Raw genomic sequence first — 18,065 nt, forward strand, 5'->3', positions numbered from 1 at the left:
GAGACGGCTGATGTTCGACATCGACTCGGTCATCCTTGTCGGCCCGATGGGGGCGCAGGCCTTCTGGATCTGGCTGACCCTGGGCATCCTGATCCTCGGCGCCGAAATCTTCCTCGGCACGCAATGGCTTTTGTGGTCCGCCGCCGCCGCCGGCCTGGTCGCGGTCATCTGCCTGACCGGCCTGCCGTTCGGCTTCGTGCTGCAGGTCACGACCTTCGCGGTCCTCAGCCTGGTCATGGCGCTGCTGACCCGGCGCCTGCTCAAGGTCCCGAAAGCCCTCACCGACATCAACGAACCGCACACACGACTCCTGGGCAAGCAGGCCCAGGTGCTGAGCGGCTTCGATGTCGTCACGGGCGGCGAACGCACGGGCCGCGTCATGTTCGACGGGGTCGAATGGCCGGCCGTGCTGACGGCCGGTGACGCGCAGGTGGCAGCGTCCGACCGCGTGGTCATCGAAGCCGTCACCGAAGGACGGCTTTACGTGACACCCGCCTGATTTCCCTTACGGCAATAGGGAAATTTGCGATTGCCAGGCCCCGGAAACCGCGCGCATAGTCGTGGAAAATCACGGAGGACACCATGGCCCATGACGATCCGGGAGCTGTGCGCGCCCATATCAGCGATGCCGAATGGGCAATCCGGCGCGACCTGGCGGCGCTGTACCGCGCGGTTGCGCTGTACGGCTGGGACGACCTGATCTTCACCCACATTTCGGCGCGGGTGCCGGCAAGGGATTCGCTGGTCAAACAGGCCGACGGATCCTATGCCCCCTCCGGCCACGACCACTTCCTGATCAACCCCTATGGCGTCTTCTTTCCGGAGATGACGGCATCGGCCCTGGTCAAGATCGACATCGACGGCAATACGGTGGGTCCGAACACGTCCATGGTCAATCCGGCGGGCTTCACCATTCACAGCGCCATCCATGGATCGATCCCCGACGCACACTTCGTCATCCACCTGCACACGGACGCCATGACCGGCGTGTCGGCGCAGACCGAGGGCCTGCTGCCCCTGACGCAGAACGCACTGCTGATTCGGCCGCAACTGGCCTATCACGACTATGAAGGCGTGGCGCTGGAGCTCGATGAACGCGAACGCCTGATCCGCGACATCGGCACAAAACGCTTCCTGATGCTGAGAAACCACGGCGCGCTGACCTGGGGCACGACGGCAGGCGAGGCCTTCACCGAGATCTATTTCCTGGAACAGGCCTGCCGCCAGCAGATCGCGGCCCTGTCTGCCGGCCGCGCGGGCGTGCTTGAGGTCGATCAATCGGTGCAGGACAAGGTCGCGCCCCTGTCGGGCGGCGTGGGCTTCGTCGGCATCCTGGTGTGGCCGGGCGTGATACGCCGCCTGGACCGTGAAATGCCGGGGTACGACTCCTAAGCAGAACCTCCCCCTGGACTCAGGGGAGGAGACCGCACGACTGGGCAAAGCGAAGGCGATGTGGCGGGAGGTCTAACCACAAGCTCGGTCGCTGCAGCCGAACCGCGCGCTCCGACCTACTTCGACGGCGCCGAAGCGCTTTCGCTCGCCGCCTCATGTGCCTGCGTCTCCAGGGCCAGATAGGCGATCAGATTGCGCCGGTCTGCATCGTTGGGAATGCCCATAAAGCCCATCTTGGTGCCTCTGACGACTTCCTGCGGTGCTTTTAGATAAACGTCCAACGTGTTGAAATCCCACGTGACATTATGCTTCATCATGGCGTCCGAATAGGTGTAGTCCTTCGCCGTCGCCGAATGCCGCCCGAAGACACCGTAGAGATGCGGGCCCGTCATGTTCATGCCATCGGGCGTGATGGTGTGACAGGCCCGGCATTTGTTGAACTGCTTCTCGCCGGCCGCCAGGTCCGCCGTGTTGAACGGCGCCGGGAAGGTCGCCTGGATCGCCGTCTTTTCCGCCGCCGTATAGTCCCTCGGCTCGGCCATTACCATGTCCTGGCCGTCCTGGGCCTTACTGTCACTGTGATTGCAGCCCCACAGCCCGCCGGCGACGGCGAGTACGACAAGAGCGGAAACGGCGAACCTGGTCATGGTGAACCCCTGAAATTGAACGCCCCGTTTTTAGGGCGGGAAATCCGTCAAAGCAATCGCGGCGTCTCGAAGTCGAGCAGGGCGCGCTTGAGGGGCAGCCCGCCGCCATATCCGGTCAGCGAACCGTCCTTGCCGATGACGCGATGACACGGAATGATCAGCCAGATCGGGTTGGCACCATTGGCCGTGCCGACGGCGCGCACCGCCTTGATATCGCCGATCGAAACAGCCAGCTGCTGATAGGAAATCGTCCGGCCGAACGGAATGTCGCACAAGGCGCGCCATACCTTCTGCTGAAACGGCGTGCCGCGCGGCCTGAGCGCCAGGTCGAAAGTCTCGCGCTTGCGGGCAAAGAACTCGTCGCTCTGCCGCCGGACGATGTCGAGCCGCCCCGGGGCGTGCTCGGCCACCTCGGGCCGCGCCAGCTTCGGCGGCGACTTATATCCGCCCATGAAGTGGAATTCGACCAGCGCGCCGTCGGGATCGACCGCGGCGGTCACATCGCCCAGGGGCGTCGAGACGATATCGTAGAAAACGGCATCCATGGCGCCTTATGCCACGAGTCGCCGCCCCGAAACCGTCAGCATCGGCGTGGCGCCTAGAGCCACTTCTTGTAGCGGAAATACACCCAGGGCAGGATGGCGAAGACCAGCATGACGATGATGGCGAACAGGTAGCCGTATTTCCAGTGCAGTTCCGGCATGTCGGCGAAGTTCATGCCGTAAAAGCCCACGACCAGCGACGGCGGCAGGAAGATCAGCGCCACGATCGACAGGATCTTGGCGATCAGGTTCTGTTCGACATTGATCATGCCCAGCGCGCTTTCCAGGTGGAAGTTGAACTTCTCGTTGAGGAAGGCCGACTGGTCGGTCAGGCTGCGCGCATCCTTGATCAGCCGTTCGGCATCGCGGCCGATGACGGCGTTGTCCGGGTCGTGGTCATCCTTGAAATAGGTCAACAGCCGCAACAGGCTGTGCGTGCTTTCGTGAATCTTGGAATTAAGGTCGGCTGTAAAGCCAAGGTCCTTGAGCACCCCGCGCATGACCAGCGACGGATTGCCCTTCTGGCTGTCGAAGGCCTTGTCGGCGAAGATGCGGCGGGACAGGTCGTCCAGCCCCTTGATCACCCGGTCGTGGTCGCCGGCGACGCGGGTGATGACCTCCTCCATCAGCCCCTCCATCACATCGGCGCTGGTCGGATAGCGCCTGGGCCTGAGCAGCAGGTCCTCCTGAAATTTCAGGAAAGGTTTCGGGTCTATGTCACGGATCGTAATCAGGAAATCCGGCGTCAGGATAAAGGTGACCGGGCTGGTCTGCGGGACGCAGCCGTCCACCACATCGTCCAGCACCGACGCCGTCATGTACGAGGTTCCGTCACGCGTATACATGCGGTTGAGCGCATGGTTGCGCCAGATTTCCTCGCGGCTGGGCAGGGCCAGGTTGAGCGTCTGCGGCAACAGCCGCAGTTCGTCGGGCGTCGGCTGGTAAAGATCGATCCAGACGGGTTCGTCCGGCACATTATGCGTGGGGTCGAGCTGGATTTCGGCGATCTTCTGCGCGCCGGGCGTCCCCGTGAGGTAAAATACGCTGATCATGGCGGCTCCCGTCTCGATTCTCGACGAAGATTATGCAGCGGCCATAACCAAAGGTTTAAACTTTCCGGCTGTTTTCTACATTTGCAATTGCACAAATAGGTGTAGGCTCGCGTCTCAGACCCAAAAACCGGCCTTTTTCATGTCCGTTCCGCCATCGACCTCGCCCGCTGAAGGGGAAGCGCCGCGAAGCGCCTGGTACGCAGCCGCCATGGAACAGCTGGTGCCGGTGGTCGAAGTCCTGTCCCATGCCCGCACCATCGACGCCGTGGCCGGCGTCGTCACGGATTTCGCGCGCAGGATCGCCGAATCGGACGGCGCCACCTTCATCCTGCGCGAAGACGGCGACATGGGGCATTGCGTGGCCGAAAGCGCCGAGACGCCGCAGTTCACCGGCCGGCGCTTTCCGCTCGAAAGCGGCATGACGGGCCGGGTCATCCTTAGTGGTGAACCCGTCATCATCGGCGACATCAACAACCATCCCTGGGTCAAGCCCGGGACCTACGATCCCGAAGTGCTGACCAGCCTGGCCATCGTGCCGATCCGGCGTACGGCGCCGATCGGCGCCGTGTGCATCTACTGGCGCGGACGGTCGCATGTGCCCACCACTGAGGCGTTGGGCGTCCTTCAGGCCCTTGCCGACGTCACGTCGGTCGCGTGGGAAAATGTCCGGCTGGTCGGCGACCTGGAAGACAAGATCCGGCGGCTCGAAAGCCAGCAGGCGCACATCAACGAGCAGCGCGAGACCCTTGAGGTCTTCACGCACGCCCTGGCGCACGACCTGCGCGAGCCGGTCCGGACGGTACGAGCCTTTACCGACATGATCGTCGAGGACGGCGGCCTTCCGGAAAGCGCCGTGACCTATTTCGACTTCGTCCGCCGCGGCGCCGTCCGCATGGGCATGATGATCGACACGGTTTATGCCTACACCCAGCTGCACGACCCCAGCCGCGTCCGGAAAGAGGCCTGCGCCATGGACACGGCCCTGTCGGCGGCGCGGGAAAACCTCCATCGCCTGATCGAGGAAAGCGGCGCGACGATCAAATGCGACGCCCTTCCGGCGGTCGAGGCCAATCCCGGCCAGATGATGCAACTGTTCCAGAACCTGCTCGGCAACGCGATCCGGCACTGCCGGCGCCCGGTCACCGTCACGGTCAACGCCCTGGACCAGGACGGGCAGTGGCTGTTCCGCGTCTGCGACGACGGCGACGGCATATCCGAACATGACATCGGCCGCATCTTCCAGCCGTTCAAGCGCCTGAATCTCAACGAAGAGGGCACCGGCCTGGGACTGGCCATCTGCACCAAGATAATCGGCATCCATGGCGGCCGCATCTGGTGCGAGTCGAAGGAAGGCGAGGGCGCCTGCTTCTGTTTTACCTTGCCCAGGGCTGCCTGATTTTACGGGATATTTGTCCCGCCCCGGCACTTCCACAGCGCAATTTTCGCATCTCCGGCGCCTGACTGACCGCAAAGAGAGGACGCCCGACATGAAGACGCACGCCTTCGCCGCCCTGGCCGCGATACTGACCCTGAGCGCCTGCGGGGAAACCGCGCAGCTCAAGCCCGAGGACGGCATGGGCCCGGCGCCCAAGCTGCCGCCCCCGCACCAGACCCTGTTCCCGACTGTCAAGGTTTCGAAAGCGGAGGGCTGGCCGATCGACAAAGCCCCCTTGCCGGCGCCGGGATTCGCCGTTCACCCCTTTGCCCGTAACCTCGAACATCCGCGCTGGCTCTATGTGCTGCCGAACGGCGACGTCCTCGTGGCCGAGACCGACGCCCCGCCCAAGCCCGACGATGCCAAGGGCATCAAGGGCTTCTTCATGAAAATGATCATGAAGGACGTGGGCTCCGGCAAGGGCAGCCCGAACCGCATCGTGCTGCTGCGCGACACCAATGCCGATGGCGCCGCTGATCAGGAAATTCCGTTCATCACAGGGCTGAACTCGCCGTTCGGCATGGCGCTGGTCGGCAACGACCTCTATGTCGCCGATACCGACGCCTTGTTGAAATTTCCCTACCACGAAGGCGATACGGCGATCACCGCCAGGCCCGTCAAGGTCGCGGGCCTGCCGGCCGGCCCGATCAACCACCACTGGACCAAGAACGTCATTGCCACGCCTGACGGCAAGCTGCTCTATGTGACGGTCGGCTCCAATTCCAATGCCGGCGAAAACGGCCTGGCGGTCGAAGACGGCCGGGCGCGGATTATCGAGATCGACCCCTTCACCGGCACCAGGCGCGACTTTGCCACGGGCCTGCGCAACCCTAACGGCATGGCGTGGCAGCCCCAGTCCGGCCAGCTATGGACCGTGGTCAACGAGCGCGACGAACTGGGCAGCGACCTTGTTCCCGACTACCTGACCTCGGTGAAGCAGGGCGCCTTCTACGGCTGGCCCTTCAGCTATTACGGCCAGCACGTCGACGCGCGAGTCAAACCGCAGGACCCGCAGAAGGTGGCCTCGGCCATCGCCCCCGACTATGCGCTCGGACCGCACGTGGCGGCGCTGGGCCTGGCCTTCTATACCGGCAACCTGTTGCAGCCGCAGTATCACAACGGGGCCTTCATCGGCATGCACGGTTCCTGGAACCGCAATCCGCAAAGCGGTTACAAGGTCGCCTTCGTGCCCTTCACCAACGGTATGCCGTCCGGCCCGGCCCAGGATATCCTGACCGGCTTCCTCAGCCCGGACGGCAAGGCCTATGGCCGCCCTGTCGGCATCGCGGTCGACAACCTGGGCGCCGTGCTGGTGGCAGACGACGTCGGCGGGATGGTTTGGCGCGTGACGCCGGAGTAGACATGATCGCCGCATGGCGGTAAAAGCCCCGCGTGCAGTGGCGCTGCGGCCGGGCTTTCCGGTACAAAATCTACGCTCCTTACCCGCGGAAAGGCTGTTCCGCGCCATGGGAGCCTGTCGCCATGACGATACCCGACCCCTCGAATGAAAACCGCGCCGGCTACGACCGCTGGGCCGCCATCTACGACTCTTACGCCAACTCGACCGTCGCCATCGACGACATGACCTTTCCGGCGCTCTATGCCCACCTGAAAGACAAACGCGTGCTGGAAATCGGCTGCGGTACCGGCCGGCACACGATCCGGCTGGCCCGCGACAACGACGTGACCGGTATCGACCTTTCACCCGGCATGCTCGATGTCGCCCGTCAAAAACTTTCGGGTTGCAAGGCGCAACTGATTGAGGCCGACATCATGGCGGGCCCGCTGAACCTCGGGCTTTTCGATGCCGTCGTGACCGCCCTGGTGCTGGAGCATATCGGCGATCTTGCCACCTTCTTCCGGCGCGCCGGCGAAGCCTTGGCCGATAGCAGTGAGCTGTTGCTGTCGGAAATCCACCCGGACCGCATCGCCAAAGGCACCCAGGCCAATTTTACCGACCCCGGGACTGGCGAAACCGTCCGGCTGAAAAGCTTTGCGCACAGCGAGGCCGATATCCAGTCGGCCGCGCGTGACGCCGACCTGCGGCTATTGTCGCATATGGACGTATTCGGCGGTAACGCCCTGGTCCGGCGCAATTCGGCCTGGGAGAAACATCTGGGCAAGCCTTTGATCCGCATCTGGACTTTCGAAAAAGCCTAAGACCTAAAGCCAGCCCTTATTCCTGAAGCCGACAAAGGTTCCGGCCGCCGCCAGGACCATCAGCGTCAGGGCCAGCGGATAGCCGAAAAACCAGTGCAGTTCCGGCATGTGCTCGAAATTCATGCCGTAGATGCTGGAGATCAGGGTCGGCGGCAGGAAGAAGACGGCTGCGATGGTGAAGATCTTGCTGATCAGGTTTTGCTCGACGCTGATCATGCCCAGCGACACGTCGAGCTGGAAGCTGATCTGGCTCGACAGGAAGTTCGACTGGTCGGCCAGGGTCTGGGTCTCATGCAGCAGCACGACCAGCCGCCGGCGCACGTCCGGATGGCGGCCCCCCAGCTCGTCGCGGTGAAAGGTCTGGAGCCTGAGCAGCGAATTCAGGCTTTCGAAGATCTTGGCGTTGAGCTGGTTCAGGTTACCGAGCTTCTGCAGGAGCTGGCGCAGGATAATCGACGGGTTGCCCTGCTTGTTCTCAAACGTGTGGTTGTCGAATATCCGATAGGCCAGGTCGCTGAGGCCTTCGTCCAGCAGGTCGGCGTGGTAGGCGACGCGCGCCACCATCTCTTCCAGCAGCCCGGTCAGCACATGGTCGGGTGTTGGACAGGCGCCGGGATTGGCGGTCAGCCGGCGCTGGAAGTGCTCGAAGGACGTGGGATAGATGTAGCGGATGGTCACCAGGCAGGACCTGGCCACGATAAAGGTGATGGCGCTGGTCCTGGGATGGCTTGAATCGGTCTTGTGGATGACGGCGGCGTTCATATAGGCCACGCCGCCCTGGGCATACATGTGGTTGGTGACGTGGTTGCGCCAGATTTCCTCGCGGTTCGGAATGGCGATGCCCAGCAGGGCCTTCACCCGCTTTTCCTCGTCGAAGGACGGATTGTTCAGGTCGATCCAGACGGGATTTTCGGGGACGGCGTTCTGCGGCCGCACGAAGACCTGCTCGATCCGCTCGTCGACGCGGTGAAACACGGTCATCATGGCGGCGCGCATCCTTGTTGAGCCGCCGAACCATAGGAAGGTTACTTGACGCTTTTACGACAGGCCGATGTTCGCCCTAGCTCCGGCGGTAGTTCTCGTCCGTAAGGTCGCCGCTGACGACCTCCTCGACGGCGTCGATATAGACGCTGACCTCGATCGTGCCGTCGGCGCCTTCGGACTCCTCGACGCGGTCGACGATAGCCGGCCCGCCGTAGCGCGCCATTATTTCAGGGTCGTGGATACGATGTTCGGGAACGGGCGGCGCGGCGAAGGCAAAGCCGTCGGAGGGATAGACCTCCTCGCCCGTATTGTTGTCGACGAGACGGTAGGTATAGCGCGGCATGGGCATCTCCCTTGGATCGGGACATCCATGCCGCGCCAGGCCGTAAGAAGTCGATGCCTAGTTGACGACCACGCTGTCGACGACGACATGGCCGCTTTGCGTCATCGTGATGACCTGAAGCTTCTGCGCCAGTTCCGGCTTGGCCTTCAGGTCGTCTTCGGTGAACATCTTGCGCAAGTCCATGGTCATGTCCGAACGCGTCGTGCAGTCACCGTGGCTGTTGGCCGTATCGACCAGGTCGACATCGACATCGCAGGTCGAGGTCATGTGCACCTTCATGCCATCCAGCATGCGGTCCATCATGTCCTTGACCTTGGCGTCCTGGCCGGCCGCCATCTGGTTGACGACATTTTTCACGATGGCGACGACGAAATTATGCATGTCCTCGTCGGTCGGCGCGATCGAGTAGGTGAGGCGGGCGGACTTGCCCTCGGTCCACGACACCAGCTTCGCCGTGCCAGTCATACGGAAAGTCGCGCCCATCATGGTCATGGGATCGCCGGTCACCGGCGTGTCGACGCCCACGACCAGCGGCCGGTTGAACACCATGCTGGACTGCTTCATCTGCTTCAGGAACTGCGCCGCGGATTCCGGTGTCAGGTTGGCGAACATCATGTTGTAGACGGCTTCGCCCGCGGCCTTCTTCTGGGGATCCGTATCGGCGGTCATCAAGGCTTTGACCTTGGTCTTGATGTCGTCGAGGTTGTCGATACGAACCGGCATCATGTCCTTGTCGTAGGTTGCCTCGACGTGGCCGACGGTGGTCAGCAGCGACGACATCTTGGCCGCCATAGCCGCCTGCGGCGTTCCGTCGGCGCCGTCCATCTTGCTGTCCGCCGACTCGACGGTCAGCGTCGCATGATAGCCGTCCGCCGTCTTGCGCATATCGGTCAGCATGACGATCTTCGAATGCGTGGCGACCGGCTTGCCCTGCATGGTCTGGTCGTTGTCGCTGACGATGGTCGTCCGCGTCTTGAAATTGTCGGGAAAGTGCGGAACCAGCGTATGCGTTTCCTGCGCCTGGACACCGGATGCCGCCGCCAGGATTGCAGCCATCGAGCCGGCCGCCAGAACGTGTTTCAAAGCCATGATAATCTCTCCTGCCTGCAAAAAAGAAGCTGCCGTGCGGCAGCTTCCGGAAATACTCAGTTCACCAGGACCGCGTCCGACACCGCATGACCGGCTATCCTGAAGGTCATGACCTTCAGACTTGCGGCGGCATTGGGGTTGGCCTTGAGCTGCTCGTCCGTCAACAGCTTGCGCATATCGATCGTGACGTCGACATTATTGGTGCAGTCGCGGTGCTGCAGCGCCGTGTCGGTCAGGTCCACGTCCACCTTGCAGGTCGCCACGATCTTCATCGACATGTTGTCGACGATGCGGGTGATCATCGCCTTGGCCTGGTCCATCTGGGGCTGCTCCTTGGCCGTTCCCATCGATGCGAACGCCTTGCTGAGGAACGTGTTGACGGCGACGCCAACGAAGCGGCGCATGTCGGCTTCGTCGGGCTGCACAACATAGGTCAGGTGCGCGGCCTTGCCATCTTCCCAACCGGTCAAGGTGGCCGTCCCGCCCATATTCAGCGTCGCCCCGAAGAGTTGCAGGCTGGAATCGTCGAGCGGCACCGCGGTATTGAGCGGCAGCGGCGTGTCGTAGGGCGTACGCGCCTGCGTCGACTGGCGGAGCAGGGCAGCGGCCGACTGCGGCGTGATGTCCGCGAACAACATATCGAAGACCATAGTCATCTTCGATGCGTCCTGCGTGGGCGCGCTCAGGCTCAGCAGGTTCTTGAAGTTGCCGCGCATGGTGTCGAGATTGTCGACGCTGACGGCCCGCATGCGGCTGTCATAGGTTACTTCCGCATTGCCCAGCAGCTTGAACAACGCCGTCATCTTCTGCTGCATGTCGGCCGGACTCATGCCGCCCGGCGTCGCGGGCGCCGCGCCGGCCGCAGCGTCCGGGGCGCTGCTTTCCATCGACTCGACAGCGACCGTGCCGTGATAGCCGCCGGCGGTCTTATGCGCGTCGGTCGTCCAGACCATGGTCGAATGCGAGGCCGTATGCTTGTCCTCCATGACCATGTCGCCGTCGCTGACCGTGGTGGTGCGGACTTTGAAGGTATCCGGAAACCGCGGCGTCAGGGTGTGAACCTCCTGCGCGCGCACGGCGAACGGAAGCGTCATGGCCGCAGCGAAAGCCACGACCGGTACGAAAGTTCTGAAATGCATGATATCCCCCAATGGCGCCGGAACACCGCCATCCTCAATATAACCGATGATTGTGGGGCTTGCAAAGCCTCCTGGCAACCGTGCAACGGCGCGGGGCTCATGATTCACAGGTTTTAAGGCGAGAACGTTCCGCTGGTGCCGGCTACAGGATTCGAACCCGTGACCTGATGTTTACAAAACAACTGCTCTACCAACTGAGCTAAGCCGGCATCCAAACGGGCTGCCCTTATGCCGACGCCGAAACGCCTTGTCCATACGGCGCCGGTCTTTTTTCCACGATGGCGCAATCCCATCTGTATTTTCCGAACGAAATCGGTTTAAACCGGCGGCTTCTCATCATCAGAGAGCATTTTCATGTCCCGCATCCTCATCACGTCCGCGCTCCCTTACATCAACGGCATCAAGCACCTGGGCAACCTGGCCGGCTCGATGCTGCCGGCCGATGTCTATGCGCGGTTCATGCGGGCACAGGGCCATGAGGTGCTCTACATCTGCGCCACCGACGAGCACGGCACGCCAGCCGAACTGGCCGCCGCCAAGGCCGGCCAGGACGTGCGCACCTATTGCGACGAACAGCACGACATCCAGCGCCGCGCCGGCGAGCAGTTCGGCTTAAGCTACGACTGGTTCGGGCGGTCTTCGTCGCGGCAGAACCGCGAGCTGACGCAGGCCTTCTGCGAGGCCCTCGACCAAAACGGCCTCATCGAGGAACGCACCGACAAGATGGTCTATTCCATCGACGACGGCCGCTTCCTGCCTGACCGCTATGTGGAAGGCACGTGCCCGCACTGCGGCTACGACAAGGCGCGCGGCGACCAATGCGACAATTGCGGCCGGCTGCTCGACCCGACCGACCTGATCAACCCATATTCGGCCGTCTCGGGTTCACGTAATCTCGAAGTTCGCGACACCAAGCATCTATATTTATTGCAAACCAAGGTCGAGCCGCAGCTGCGCGAATGGATCGCCAGCCACGACAACTGGCCGCATCTGGCCAAGTCGATCGCCAACAAACACCTGGAAGAGGGCCTGATCGACCGCGGCATTACCCGCGACCTTGCGTGGGGCGTGCCGGTGACGAAGGACGGCCAGCCACGCCCGGGCTTTGAAAACAAGGTCTTCTACGTCTGGTTCGACGCGCCGATCGAATATATCGGCGCCACGCGCGAAATGTTCGATGCGAAAGGCGATGCGGACGGCTGGAAAAAGTGGTGGCGTCTCGACCAGGGCGCCGACGACGTCACCTATGTCGAATTCATGGGCAAGGACAATGTCGCCTTCCACACGGTCAGCTTCCCGGCAACCATCCTCGGCTCGGGCGAGCCGTGGAAGATGGTCGACACGCTCAAGGCCTTCAACTGGCTGAACTGGTACGGCGGCAAGTTCTCGACTTCGATGAGCCGCGGCGTCTTCATGGACCAGGCGCTTGACCTTTTGCCCGCCGACTACTGGCGCTGGTACCTGATCGCCAATTCGCCCGAAAGCTCGGACAGCTCGTTTACCTGGGAGCAGTTCCAGGCAACGATCAACAAGGACCTGGCCGATGTGCTGGGCAATTTCGTCAACCGCATCGTCAAGTTCACCGAGTCGAAGTTCGAGGCGAAAGTCCCCGAAGGCGGCGAGGCCGGACCGCTGGAAGAGAAGCTCTATGCCGACCTTTCAACATTGATCGCCGAAGCCACCCAGGCCTTCGACGAAATGGAGATGCGCAAGGCCGCCCAGGCCATCCGCCGTATCTGGGTGCTGGGCAACGAGTACCTTCAGGAAGCCGCGCCGTGGACGGCCTTCAAGACCGACACCACGCGCGCCGCCGTCATCGTCCGCCATGGCCTGAACCTTGTCCGCCTCTATGCATCGCTGGCGCAACCGTTGATTCCGTCAACGGCCGAAAAGATCGCGGCAAGCGTCGGTGAGACCCTGCCTATGGCGTGGCCGGCCGACGACGCCCGGGCCGAACTGTCGCACCTGCCGGCAGGGCAGGGCGTGGCGGCGGCCGAGGTCCTGTTCAGGAAGATCGAGGACACGCAGATCGCCGAGTGGGCCGAGCGGTTCGGCGGCAGCGAGGGCTGATGCCGCTGTTTCAGATGCTGTTCGGGCTGAACGGGCGGATCCGGCGGCGGGACTTCTGGCTTTATTCGGGCCTTAACGGTCTCGTCGCCCTTATCGTCGTCGTTGTCTGTTTGGGTATCACGGTCGCGCGGACGATCGGCAATGACAACCTTCAGGCGGTCAGTCAGACCGTCATGATTCTGCCCTGGCTTATGGTTCCGTTCGTCTGGATCGCCGTCGCTCTCAATATCAAGCGGCTGCACGACCTGGGGCGGTCCTACCGCTGGTGGCGCATGAACCTGATTCCGGTCGCCGGCTGGATATGGACCTTTGTCGAATGCGGCCTGCGCGACGGCATGCCCGGCCCAAATCCCTATGGGCCGTCTCCCAAACCCGTGCGCAGCGAAGACGTTTTCTGAACCTTTCCAAAGATTCACAAAGTTACGAGGAATTCAGTAGGACGGCGGCGGCATGCGCCTATAATCCGGTTATCGCAAACCCGGAGACTCGCTCATGTCGATTGTCCAGTTCCTTTTCAGCTTCGAAGGCCGCATCCGCCGCCTGCATTTCTGGCTGTTCTTCCTGGTGCTCGGCTTCGTCTACGGCGGCCTGTTCTGGCAGCTCGGCCACTGGCATGTCGACCACGGCATGCGCTACAGCGGCCCGTTCGGCCCGGCAGACGCCTGGGGCATCACCGGCTACGTCACCAATCCGATCTTCGATGTCTTCGCGATCGTCGCCATCTGGATGAAGCTGGCGGTCCTGGTCAAACGCTGGCACGATCGCGACAAGTCGGGCTGGTTCGTCCTGGTCGTCCTTATTCCGTTCATCGGATGGCTGTGGCAGTTCATCGAATGCGGCTTCGTCGACGGCACGCCGGGATCCAACCGTTACGGCCCGTCGCCGAAGCAGAACCTGGCGGCGGCATTCTAGGCAGGTTCGGAGGGGGCATGTCGTTTTTTCAAATTCTGTTCAGCCCGGCGGGGCGTATCCGCCGCCGGGACTACTGGGTTTATTCGATCGGTCTTTGGGTCACCCTGATGGCTGCGCAAATGATTGTTCACGGGGTGATACTAGGGCGTCCCGGAAAGTCGTTCTTCAGCGATGGAGCGTGGTACCAGGGCAAGACGACGCCTTACGCCCTTTTCGCAGCGGCAATCTACTTCGCCCGCCAATGGCCGCACTTTTGTATCGCCGCAAAGCGCTGGCACGACCGCGGGCGTCCGGCGTGGATCGCCGCCGCCTATATCGCCGCATCCGTGACCTCCATATGGGCGCAGGCGACATTCGGTATCCAGGCTGCGCACATAAACCTGCTGCTGCAATATCTGATATCAGCACCGCTGATCGGTCTCATGCTTTGGCAGTTCATCGAATGCGGTTGCCTTGACGGCACGCCCGGCCCCAACCGCTACGGCCGGTCACCGAAGGGCAGGGGCGCCGACCCTTCCGCCGTGTTCTGACGGTCCCATGACGGCCTGACCCAGTGTTTCTTATCGCGATTTTACCCGCCTTCGTGTCAACGCTGGATGGTTAATCGCGGAGTTGGGTGCCATGGGTTCGCTATCCGAAATGCTGTTCAGCGCCGAAGGCCGCATCGGCCGGCGCGACTACTGGACCTGGTCGATCCTGGTCAATCTGCTGACCCTCCTGCTTCAGCACTATGTCTTCGGACACTGGAGCGCCGTGCCGGCCTTTCTCGACGCGCTGTTCTATGACGATCCATGGCGGCCCGACGAAACCACGGTCATCTATGGCGTCTGCGTCGCCCTGACCCTCTGGCCGATCGTCTGCCTCAACGCCAAGCGCTGGCACGACCGCGGCAAGTCCGGCTTCATCGCCGGCATCGTCATGGCGCTGGGCCTGGCCTGCTATGCCCTGCGTTGGTTGTACGGAGATGTAAGTTTTTACGGCGATCCGTACAGCTACGGCAGTGACGTCTCCGTGCTGATGCGCGTCGTGCCGACCCTCTATACGATCTTCCTGGTCTGGACCTTTGTCGAATGCGGCCTGATGGCGGGGCAACCGCGCGCCAACCGCTACGGCCCGCCGTGCGACGGCTATCGCTACTACGAGAGCGAAGCGTGATCGCAACAATGTGAGCGCCGTTATGTTTAACGGATGATACCCTTTGTCATCGGCCGCGAGAGTCGAACAGGGGAGATATCCATGCGCTTCACCGATGCCTTGCTCAATCCCAATGGCCGCCTGAGCCGTGGCGGCTTCTGGATGGGCAGCCTGACCCTGGCCGCCATGACCGGCCTTGCCGTCTTCGGCCTTCAGTCGCTCGGCGAGCGATTGACACCCCAGATTACCGCCTACGGCCCGTCCTTAAGCGATACCGGCGCGCGCCCAGTGTTGATCGGCCTGCTCCTGGCCATTCCGGTGGCCTGGATGAGCTTCTGCCTGCTGGTCAAGCGCTGGCACGACCGCGGCCGTTCGGGCTGGTGGGTCGTCATCGGCCTGGTGCCGGTGATCGGAAATCTGTGGGCCCTGGTCGAATGCGCCCTGCTGCCCGGCAGCATCAGCGGCAACAAGTACGGCCCGGCGCCCCTGAAAGGCCCGGCCATCCGTCATTGGGACGGCGACGAAATACCGGAAGACATGGCGTAAGCAAAAAGGCCGGGGATGCCCGGCCTTCAATCTTAATGCCCGAAGTGAGACTTGGCAGCGCCCGGCAGGTGGTCACTGAGATATTTCAGCGTGTCGTCGACCGACAGGCCCGTGCGGCTGGCGATCGCCTGGATCTTGTCCTGGCCCAGGATATCGCCCAGCGCCGAGGCGTCGATGCTGTGATGCTGCCCCTCCTGCCACTTGTCGACGACGTCCTTCATGCCGTTCGACACCAGATGGGCCAGCAGGGCGCTGACCCCGCCGATCAGCGCGCCCTCGATCATCATGTGGATGATGCCGTGGCTGTGGTGATGGTCGCCGGACTGCGCCAGCTTGTTATGAAGTTCGGACATAAATTCCCCAGTCCTATGCGTGAGAATATTGTGAAACCAGCTGCGCCAACCCTTTGACCCAGCTTACGAAACGCGACCCCAGTTCGGGCAGGCACTTCAGCGTCGTGTCGCAGTGACCGACCTCCCAGACCTCGCTGCCGCCTTCCCAGATCATCTTGCAGGCCACGCCCAGCACGACCAGCACGCCGATATAGCCGATCCAGTGATAGCGGTGCAGCACATTGGCGATGACGTGGGCCGCCGCGCCCATGGCGGCGATCGAGAACAGCAGCCCGAAGGCCAGCACCCAGACATGGTTTTCAGCCGCGCCCGTCACTGCCAGCACATTGTCGAGCGACATGGAAACGTCCGCGACCAGAATGGAGACCACGGCCGAGGCCAGGCTGCGGCGCCGACCCGTCCGATTGACGGCATCGGGATGATCCGGTTCGACGGGCTTGCGCATATCGCGCCACATCTTCCAGCACACCCAGAGCAGCAACAGGCCGCCGGCCAGCAACAGGCCGACGACTTTCAGCAGTTGCACGGTGATCAGCACGAAGCCGATGCGCGTGATGACCGCGCCGATCAGGCCGTACATGATGGCCTTCTTACGCCGGTCGGCGGGCAGGCCGGCGGCCGCGATGCCGACGGCGACAGCATTGTCGCCGGCCATGACGATGTCGATGAAAACCACCTGCAGGAAGGCGAGGGCAGGGCCCAGTACGTCGTGGTGAGCCTTATAGAACGGAAGCCATGCGTTCAGAAACGACAGGTCGAAATGCACGTCATGGCTCCCTTGGTCTCGGCCGTCCCGTTAAGCAATTAAGGATGACGGCGCGCTTGTCAACGGACCATTTCCAGATCAAACGGGCGCCATTGGAACAGGAGGAATGCCGTGACGCAAGCTTCAGCCTTCCGCAAAACGGTCGGCCGCAGCAACGAAGCCGCCATTTTCACGATCCGCCACTTCATAATAGAGATCGTCCAGCGCGGCGAACGGATCCCAATCCTCCCTTTGCGCATCGGGAATACGCAGCTCGATCGCCGCTCGATGCGAAGTCAGTTTTTCAATCCTGACTTCCCGGACCGGAAGCTCTTCTTGCGAAAACCAAAGCAATGCCTTCTCGATCAAAGCCGCTGTCTCGGGCATTCCCAATACGATAAAGGCCTGCTGACCTGACTTGGCAAATATGCCCGTGCTGTTGAAGAAGAGCTGATAAAATCCACCATTGCATATTTCTGCGTCGCAGAAATGCGCAGGCACCAAGACCTGTGCCGCGGGCGCAAGGTTGCCGAACGACGCCCAAAAGGCCGGAGAGTTATCCCAACTCATGTCGAGTGTTTGCAAGGCCTCGTCTACAACCGGCCAATATCTCTTCCCCGCACCTGCCATCTCGCTTGTCGTCCTCAATCCGCTTCGAAATAAAAGCGCTTAGCGCCTTCCCAGCGCCTCATACAGCGATATGGACGCCGCGTGGCTGACGTTCAGGCTCTCGAAGCCGCCCGGCATGGGGATGCGCGCCAGGTGATCGCAGTGTTCGGCCACCAGCCGGCGGATGCCTTCGCCTTCGGCGCCCAGGACCAGCACCAGTTTGCGTAAGCTGTCGCCCCAGCCCTGGGCGCCCAGCAGCTCATGCAGGTTGCTTTCGCCTTCGCCGGCCAGCCCGACGCTGACATAGCCGTTTTCCGCCAGGGTCTCGAGCGCGCGCGACAGGTTGGTCACACGGGCGAAGGGCACCATGTCGGCCGCGCCGACCGCCGTCTTGGCCAGCACGCCCTGGATCGGCGGCGAATGACGGTCCTGCATGACCATGCCGGTGACACCGAACGCCGCCGCCGAACGGAAGATCGCGCCGATATTCTGCGGATCGGTTACCTGGTCGAGCATCAGTATGACATCGCGCTCACGGCCCGCACCGGCTTCCATCAAGTCGTCCAGCGATTCGCCTTCCATAGCGGGGCCGTGCACGGCCATACCCTGATGCACCGCGCCCTGCGGCAGGAATCGCCCGATCTCGGCCATCGGCTGCACGGTAACGCGGATATCCGAGCGTTTATAGGCGCCCGGATTGAAGCTTTTCGCCCGATCCTCGCTTAAAATCAGCTTCAAAGGCCCATTCCGGCGTGGATTTTTCAGCGCCGCCTCGACCGCGTGCGCCCCCCACAGCCAGCCGTCGTCATTGACCTTAGATCTTTGAATATTTTGTGGTTTCCGCGCACCGTCGTCACTGCCGCGCGCCTGTTGCGCACCCGGTTTCTGGGGCTTCGCGAAATTTTGTGCACGG

Annotated in this window: 22 protein-coding genes and 1 tRNA gene; 11 read left to right on the forward strand and 12 right to left on the reverse strand. The window is 62.4% G+C overall.

Annotated features, from left to right (window positions below; all coding sequences use genetic code 11):
• Positions 1–10: 10 nt before the first annotated feature.
• Positions 11–499 (forward strand): NfeD family protein, encoded by a 489-nt coding sequence (locus AB8717_RS10780; protein ID WP_443747340.1) that lies wholly within the window; start codon positions 11–13, stop codon positions 497–499.
• Between the two features lie 83 nt (positions 500–582).
• A complete protein-coding gene (locus tag AB8717_RS10785) occupies positions 583–1,392 on the forward strand; it encodes a class II aldolase/adducin family protein (protein ID WP_443747341.1) in 810 nt (269 codons plus the stop codon).
• Positions 1,393–1,508: 116 nt separating this feature from the next.
• Here the strand turns inward: AB8717_RS10785 and AB8717_RS10790 are convergent, their stop codons facing one another.
• The 3 genes from AB8717_RS10790 to AB8717_RS10800 are packed head-to-tail and all read right to left on the reverse strand — an operon-like array spanning position 1,509 to position 3,633.
• On the reverse strand, positions 1,509–2,039 hold the full coding sequence (locus tag AB8717_RS10790) for a c-type cytochrome (protein ID WP_443747342.1): 531 nt from the start codon (positions 2,037–2,039) through the stop codon (positions 1,509–1,511).
• A gap of 47 nt (positions 2,040–2,086) precedes the next feature.
• Positions 2,087–2,584: a methylated-DNA--[protein]-cysteine S-methyltransferase gene (locus tag AB8717_RS10795; RefSeq protein ID WP_443747343.1), complete on the reverse strand. Its 498-nt coding sequence runs from the start codon at positions 2,582–2,584 to the stop codon at positions 2,087–2,089.
• A 53-nt stretch (positions 2,585–2,637) separates the two neighbouring features.
• Positions 2,638–3,633 (reverse strand): magnesium transporter CorA family protein, encoded by a 996-nt coding sequence (locus AB8717_RS10800; RefSeq protein ID WP_443747344.1) that lies wholly within the window; start codon positions 3,631–3,633, stop codon positions 2,638–2,640.
• A 139-nt stretch (positions 3,634–3,772) separates the two neighbouring features.
• On the opposite strand from AB8717_RS10800, the gene AB8717_RS10805 reads away from it, so the two are divergent.
• The 3 genes from AB8717_RS10805 to AB8717_RS10815 all read left to right on the forward strand — a co-directional run bounded on the left by AB8717_RS10805 (position 3,773) and on the right by AB8717_RS10815 (position 7,228).
• A complete protein-coding gene (locus AB8717_RS10805; protein WP_443747345.1) occupies positions 3,773–5,029 on the forward strand; it encodes a sensor histidine kinase in 1,257 nt (418 codons plus the stop codon).
• Between the two features lie 91 nt (positions 5,030–5,120).
• Complete coding sequence (locus tag AB8717_RS10810) at positions 5,121–6,428, forward strand: PQQ-dependent sugar dehydrogenase (protein WP_443747346.1); 1,308 nt, start codon at positions 5,121–5,123, stop codon at positions 6,426–6,428.
• A 122-nt stretch (positions 6,429–6,550) separates the two neighbouring features.
• Positions 6,551–7,228 carry a class I SAM-dependent DNA methyltransferase gene (locus AB8717_RS10815; RefSeq protein WP_443747347.1) on the forward strand — a complete coding sequence of 226 codons (678 nt, stop codon included), beginning with the start codon at positions 6,551–6,553 and terminating at the stop codon, positions 7,226–7,228.
• Positions 7,229–7,231: 3 nt separating this feature from the next.
• Here the strand turns inward: AB8717_RS10815 and AB8717_RS10820 are convergent, their stop codons facing one another.
• The 5 genes from AB8717_RS10820 to AB8717_RS10840 form a co-directional block, all read right to left on the reverse strand.
• Positions 7,232–8,212 (reverse strand): magnesium transporter CorA family protein, encoded by a 981-nt coding sequence (locus tag AB8717_RS10820; RefSeq protein WP_443747348.1) that lies wholly within the window; start codon positions 8,210–8,212, stop codon positions 7,232–7,234.
• A 76-nt stretch (positions 8,213–8,288) separates the two neighbouring features.
• On the reverse strand, positions 8,289–8,555 hold the full coding sequence (locus tag AB8717_RS10825) for a hypothetical protein (RefSeq protein ID WP_443747349.1): 267 nt from the start codon (positions 8,553–8,555) through the stop codon (positions 8,289–8,291).
• A 57-nt stretch (positions 8,556–8,612) separates the two neighbouring features.
• A complete protein-coding gene (locus AB8717_RS10830; protein ID WP_443747350.1) occupies positions 8,613–9,644 on the reverse strand; it encodes a hypothetical protein in 1,032 nt (343 codons plus the stop codon).
• A 56-nt stretch (positions 9,645–9,700) separates the two neighbouring features.
• On the reverse strand, positions 9,701–10,783 hold the full coding sequence (locus AB8717_RS10835) for a hypothetical protein (protein WP_443747351.1): 1,083 nt from the start codon (positions 10,781–10,783) through the stop codon (positions 9,701–9,703).
• Positions 10,784–10,916: 133 nt separating this feature from the next.
• Positions 10,917–10,992: transfer RNA gene (locus AB8717_RS10840), tRNA-Thr, on the reverse strand.
• A 145-nt stretch (positions 10,993–11,137) separates the two neighbouring features.
• On the opposite strand from AB8717_RS10840, the gene metG reads away from it, so the two are divergent.
• The 6 genes from metG to AB8717_RS10870 all read left to right on the forward strand — a co-directional run bounded on the left by metG (position 11,138) and on the right by AB8717_RS10870 (position 15,445).
• Positions 11,138–12,853: a methionine--tRNA ligase gene (metG, locus tag AB8717_RS10845; protein ID WP_443747352.1), complete on the forward strand. Its 1,716-nt coding sequence runs from the start codon at positions 11,138–11,140 to the stop codon at positions 12,851–12,853.
• Positions 12,853–13,251: a DUF805 domain-containing protein gene (locus AB8717_RS10850; RefSeq protein ID WP_443747353.1), complete on the forward strand. Its 399-nt coding sequence runs from the start codon at positions 12,853–12,855 to the stop codon at positions 13,249–13,251. Before metG ends, AB8717_RS10850 begins: the two co-directional genes overlap by 1 nt.
• A gap of 94 nt (positions 13,252–13,345) precedes the next feature.
• The gene (locus AB8717_RS10855) at positions 13,346–13,765 is read left to right on the forward strand and encodes a DUF805 domain-containing protein (protein WP_443747354.1); all 420 of its coding nucleotides are present in this window, start codon (positions 13,346–13,348) and stop codon (positions 13,763–13,765) included.
• Between the two features lie 17 nt (positions 13,766–13,782).
• Entirely contained in the window at positions 13,783–14,295 is a 513-nt protein-coding gene (locus tag AB8717_RS10860; RefSeq protein ID WP_443747355.1) for a DUF805 domain-containing protein, read from the forward strand.
• 91 nt (positions 14,296–14,386) lie between these two features.
• A complete protein-coding gene (locus AB8717_RS10865) occupies positions 14,387–14,920 on the forward strand; it encodes a DUF805 domain-containing protein (RefSeq protein WP_443747356.1) in 534 nt (177 codons plus the stop codon).
• A gap of 81 nt (positions 14,921–15,001) precedes the next feature.
• A complete protein-coding gene (locus tag AB8717_RS10870) occupies positions 15,002–15,445 on the forward strand; it encodes a DUF805 domain-containing protein (RefSeq protein WP_443747357.1) in 444 nt (147 codons plus the stop codon).
• Positions 15,446–15,477: 32 nt separating this feature from the next.
• Here AB8717_RS10870 and AB8717_RS10875 read toward each other — a convergent pair whose 3' ends face one another.
• From AB8717_RS10875 to rlmB, 4 genes are all read right to left on the reverse strand, one after another.
• Positions 15,478–15,798, reverse strand: coding sequence for a YidB family protein (locus AB8717_RS10875; protein ID WP_443747358.1), 321 nt, complete (start codon positions 15,796–15,798; stop codon positions 15,478–15,480).
• A gap of 13 nt (positions 15,799–15,811) precedes the next feature.
• Entirely contained in the window at positions 15,812–16,501 is a 690-nt protein-coding gene (locus tag AB8717_RS10880) for a YjbE family putative metal transport protein (protein ID WP_443750875.1), read from the reverse strand.
• A 186-nt stretch (positions 16,502–16,687) separates the two neighbouring features.
• Positions 16,688–17,128, reverse strand: coding sequence for a DMP19 family protein (locus AB8717_RS10885; RefSeq protein WP_443747359.1), 441 nt, complete (start codon positions 17,126–17,128; stop codon positions 16,688–16,690).
• Between the two features lie 84 nt (positions 17,129–17,212).
• A complete protein-coding gene (gene rlmB / locus AB8717_RS10890; protein ID WP_443747360.1) occupies positions 17,213–17,890 on the reverse strand; it encodes a 23S rRNA (guanosine(2251)-2'-O)-methyltransferase RlmB in 678 nt (225 codons plus the stop codon).
• Positions 17,891–18,065 lie beyond the last annotated feature (175 nt).

The sequence above is a fragment of the Asticcacaulis solisilvae genome (assembly GCF_052327315.1).
GTDB classification, from domain to species: Bacteria; Pseudomonadota; Alphaproteobacteria; order Caulobacterales; family Caulobacteraceae; genus Asticcacaulis; species Asticcacaulis solisilvae_B.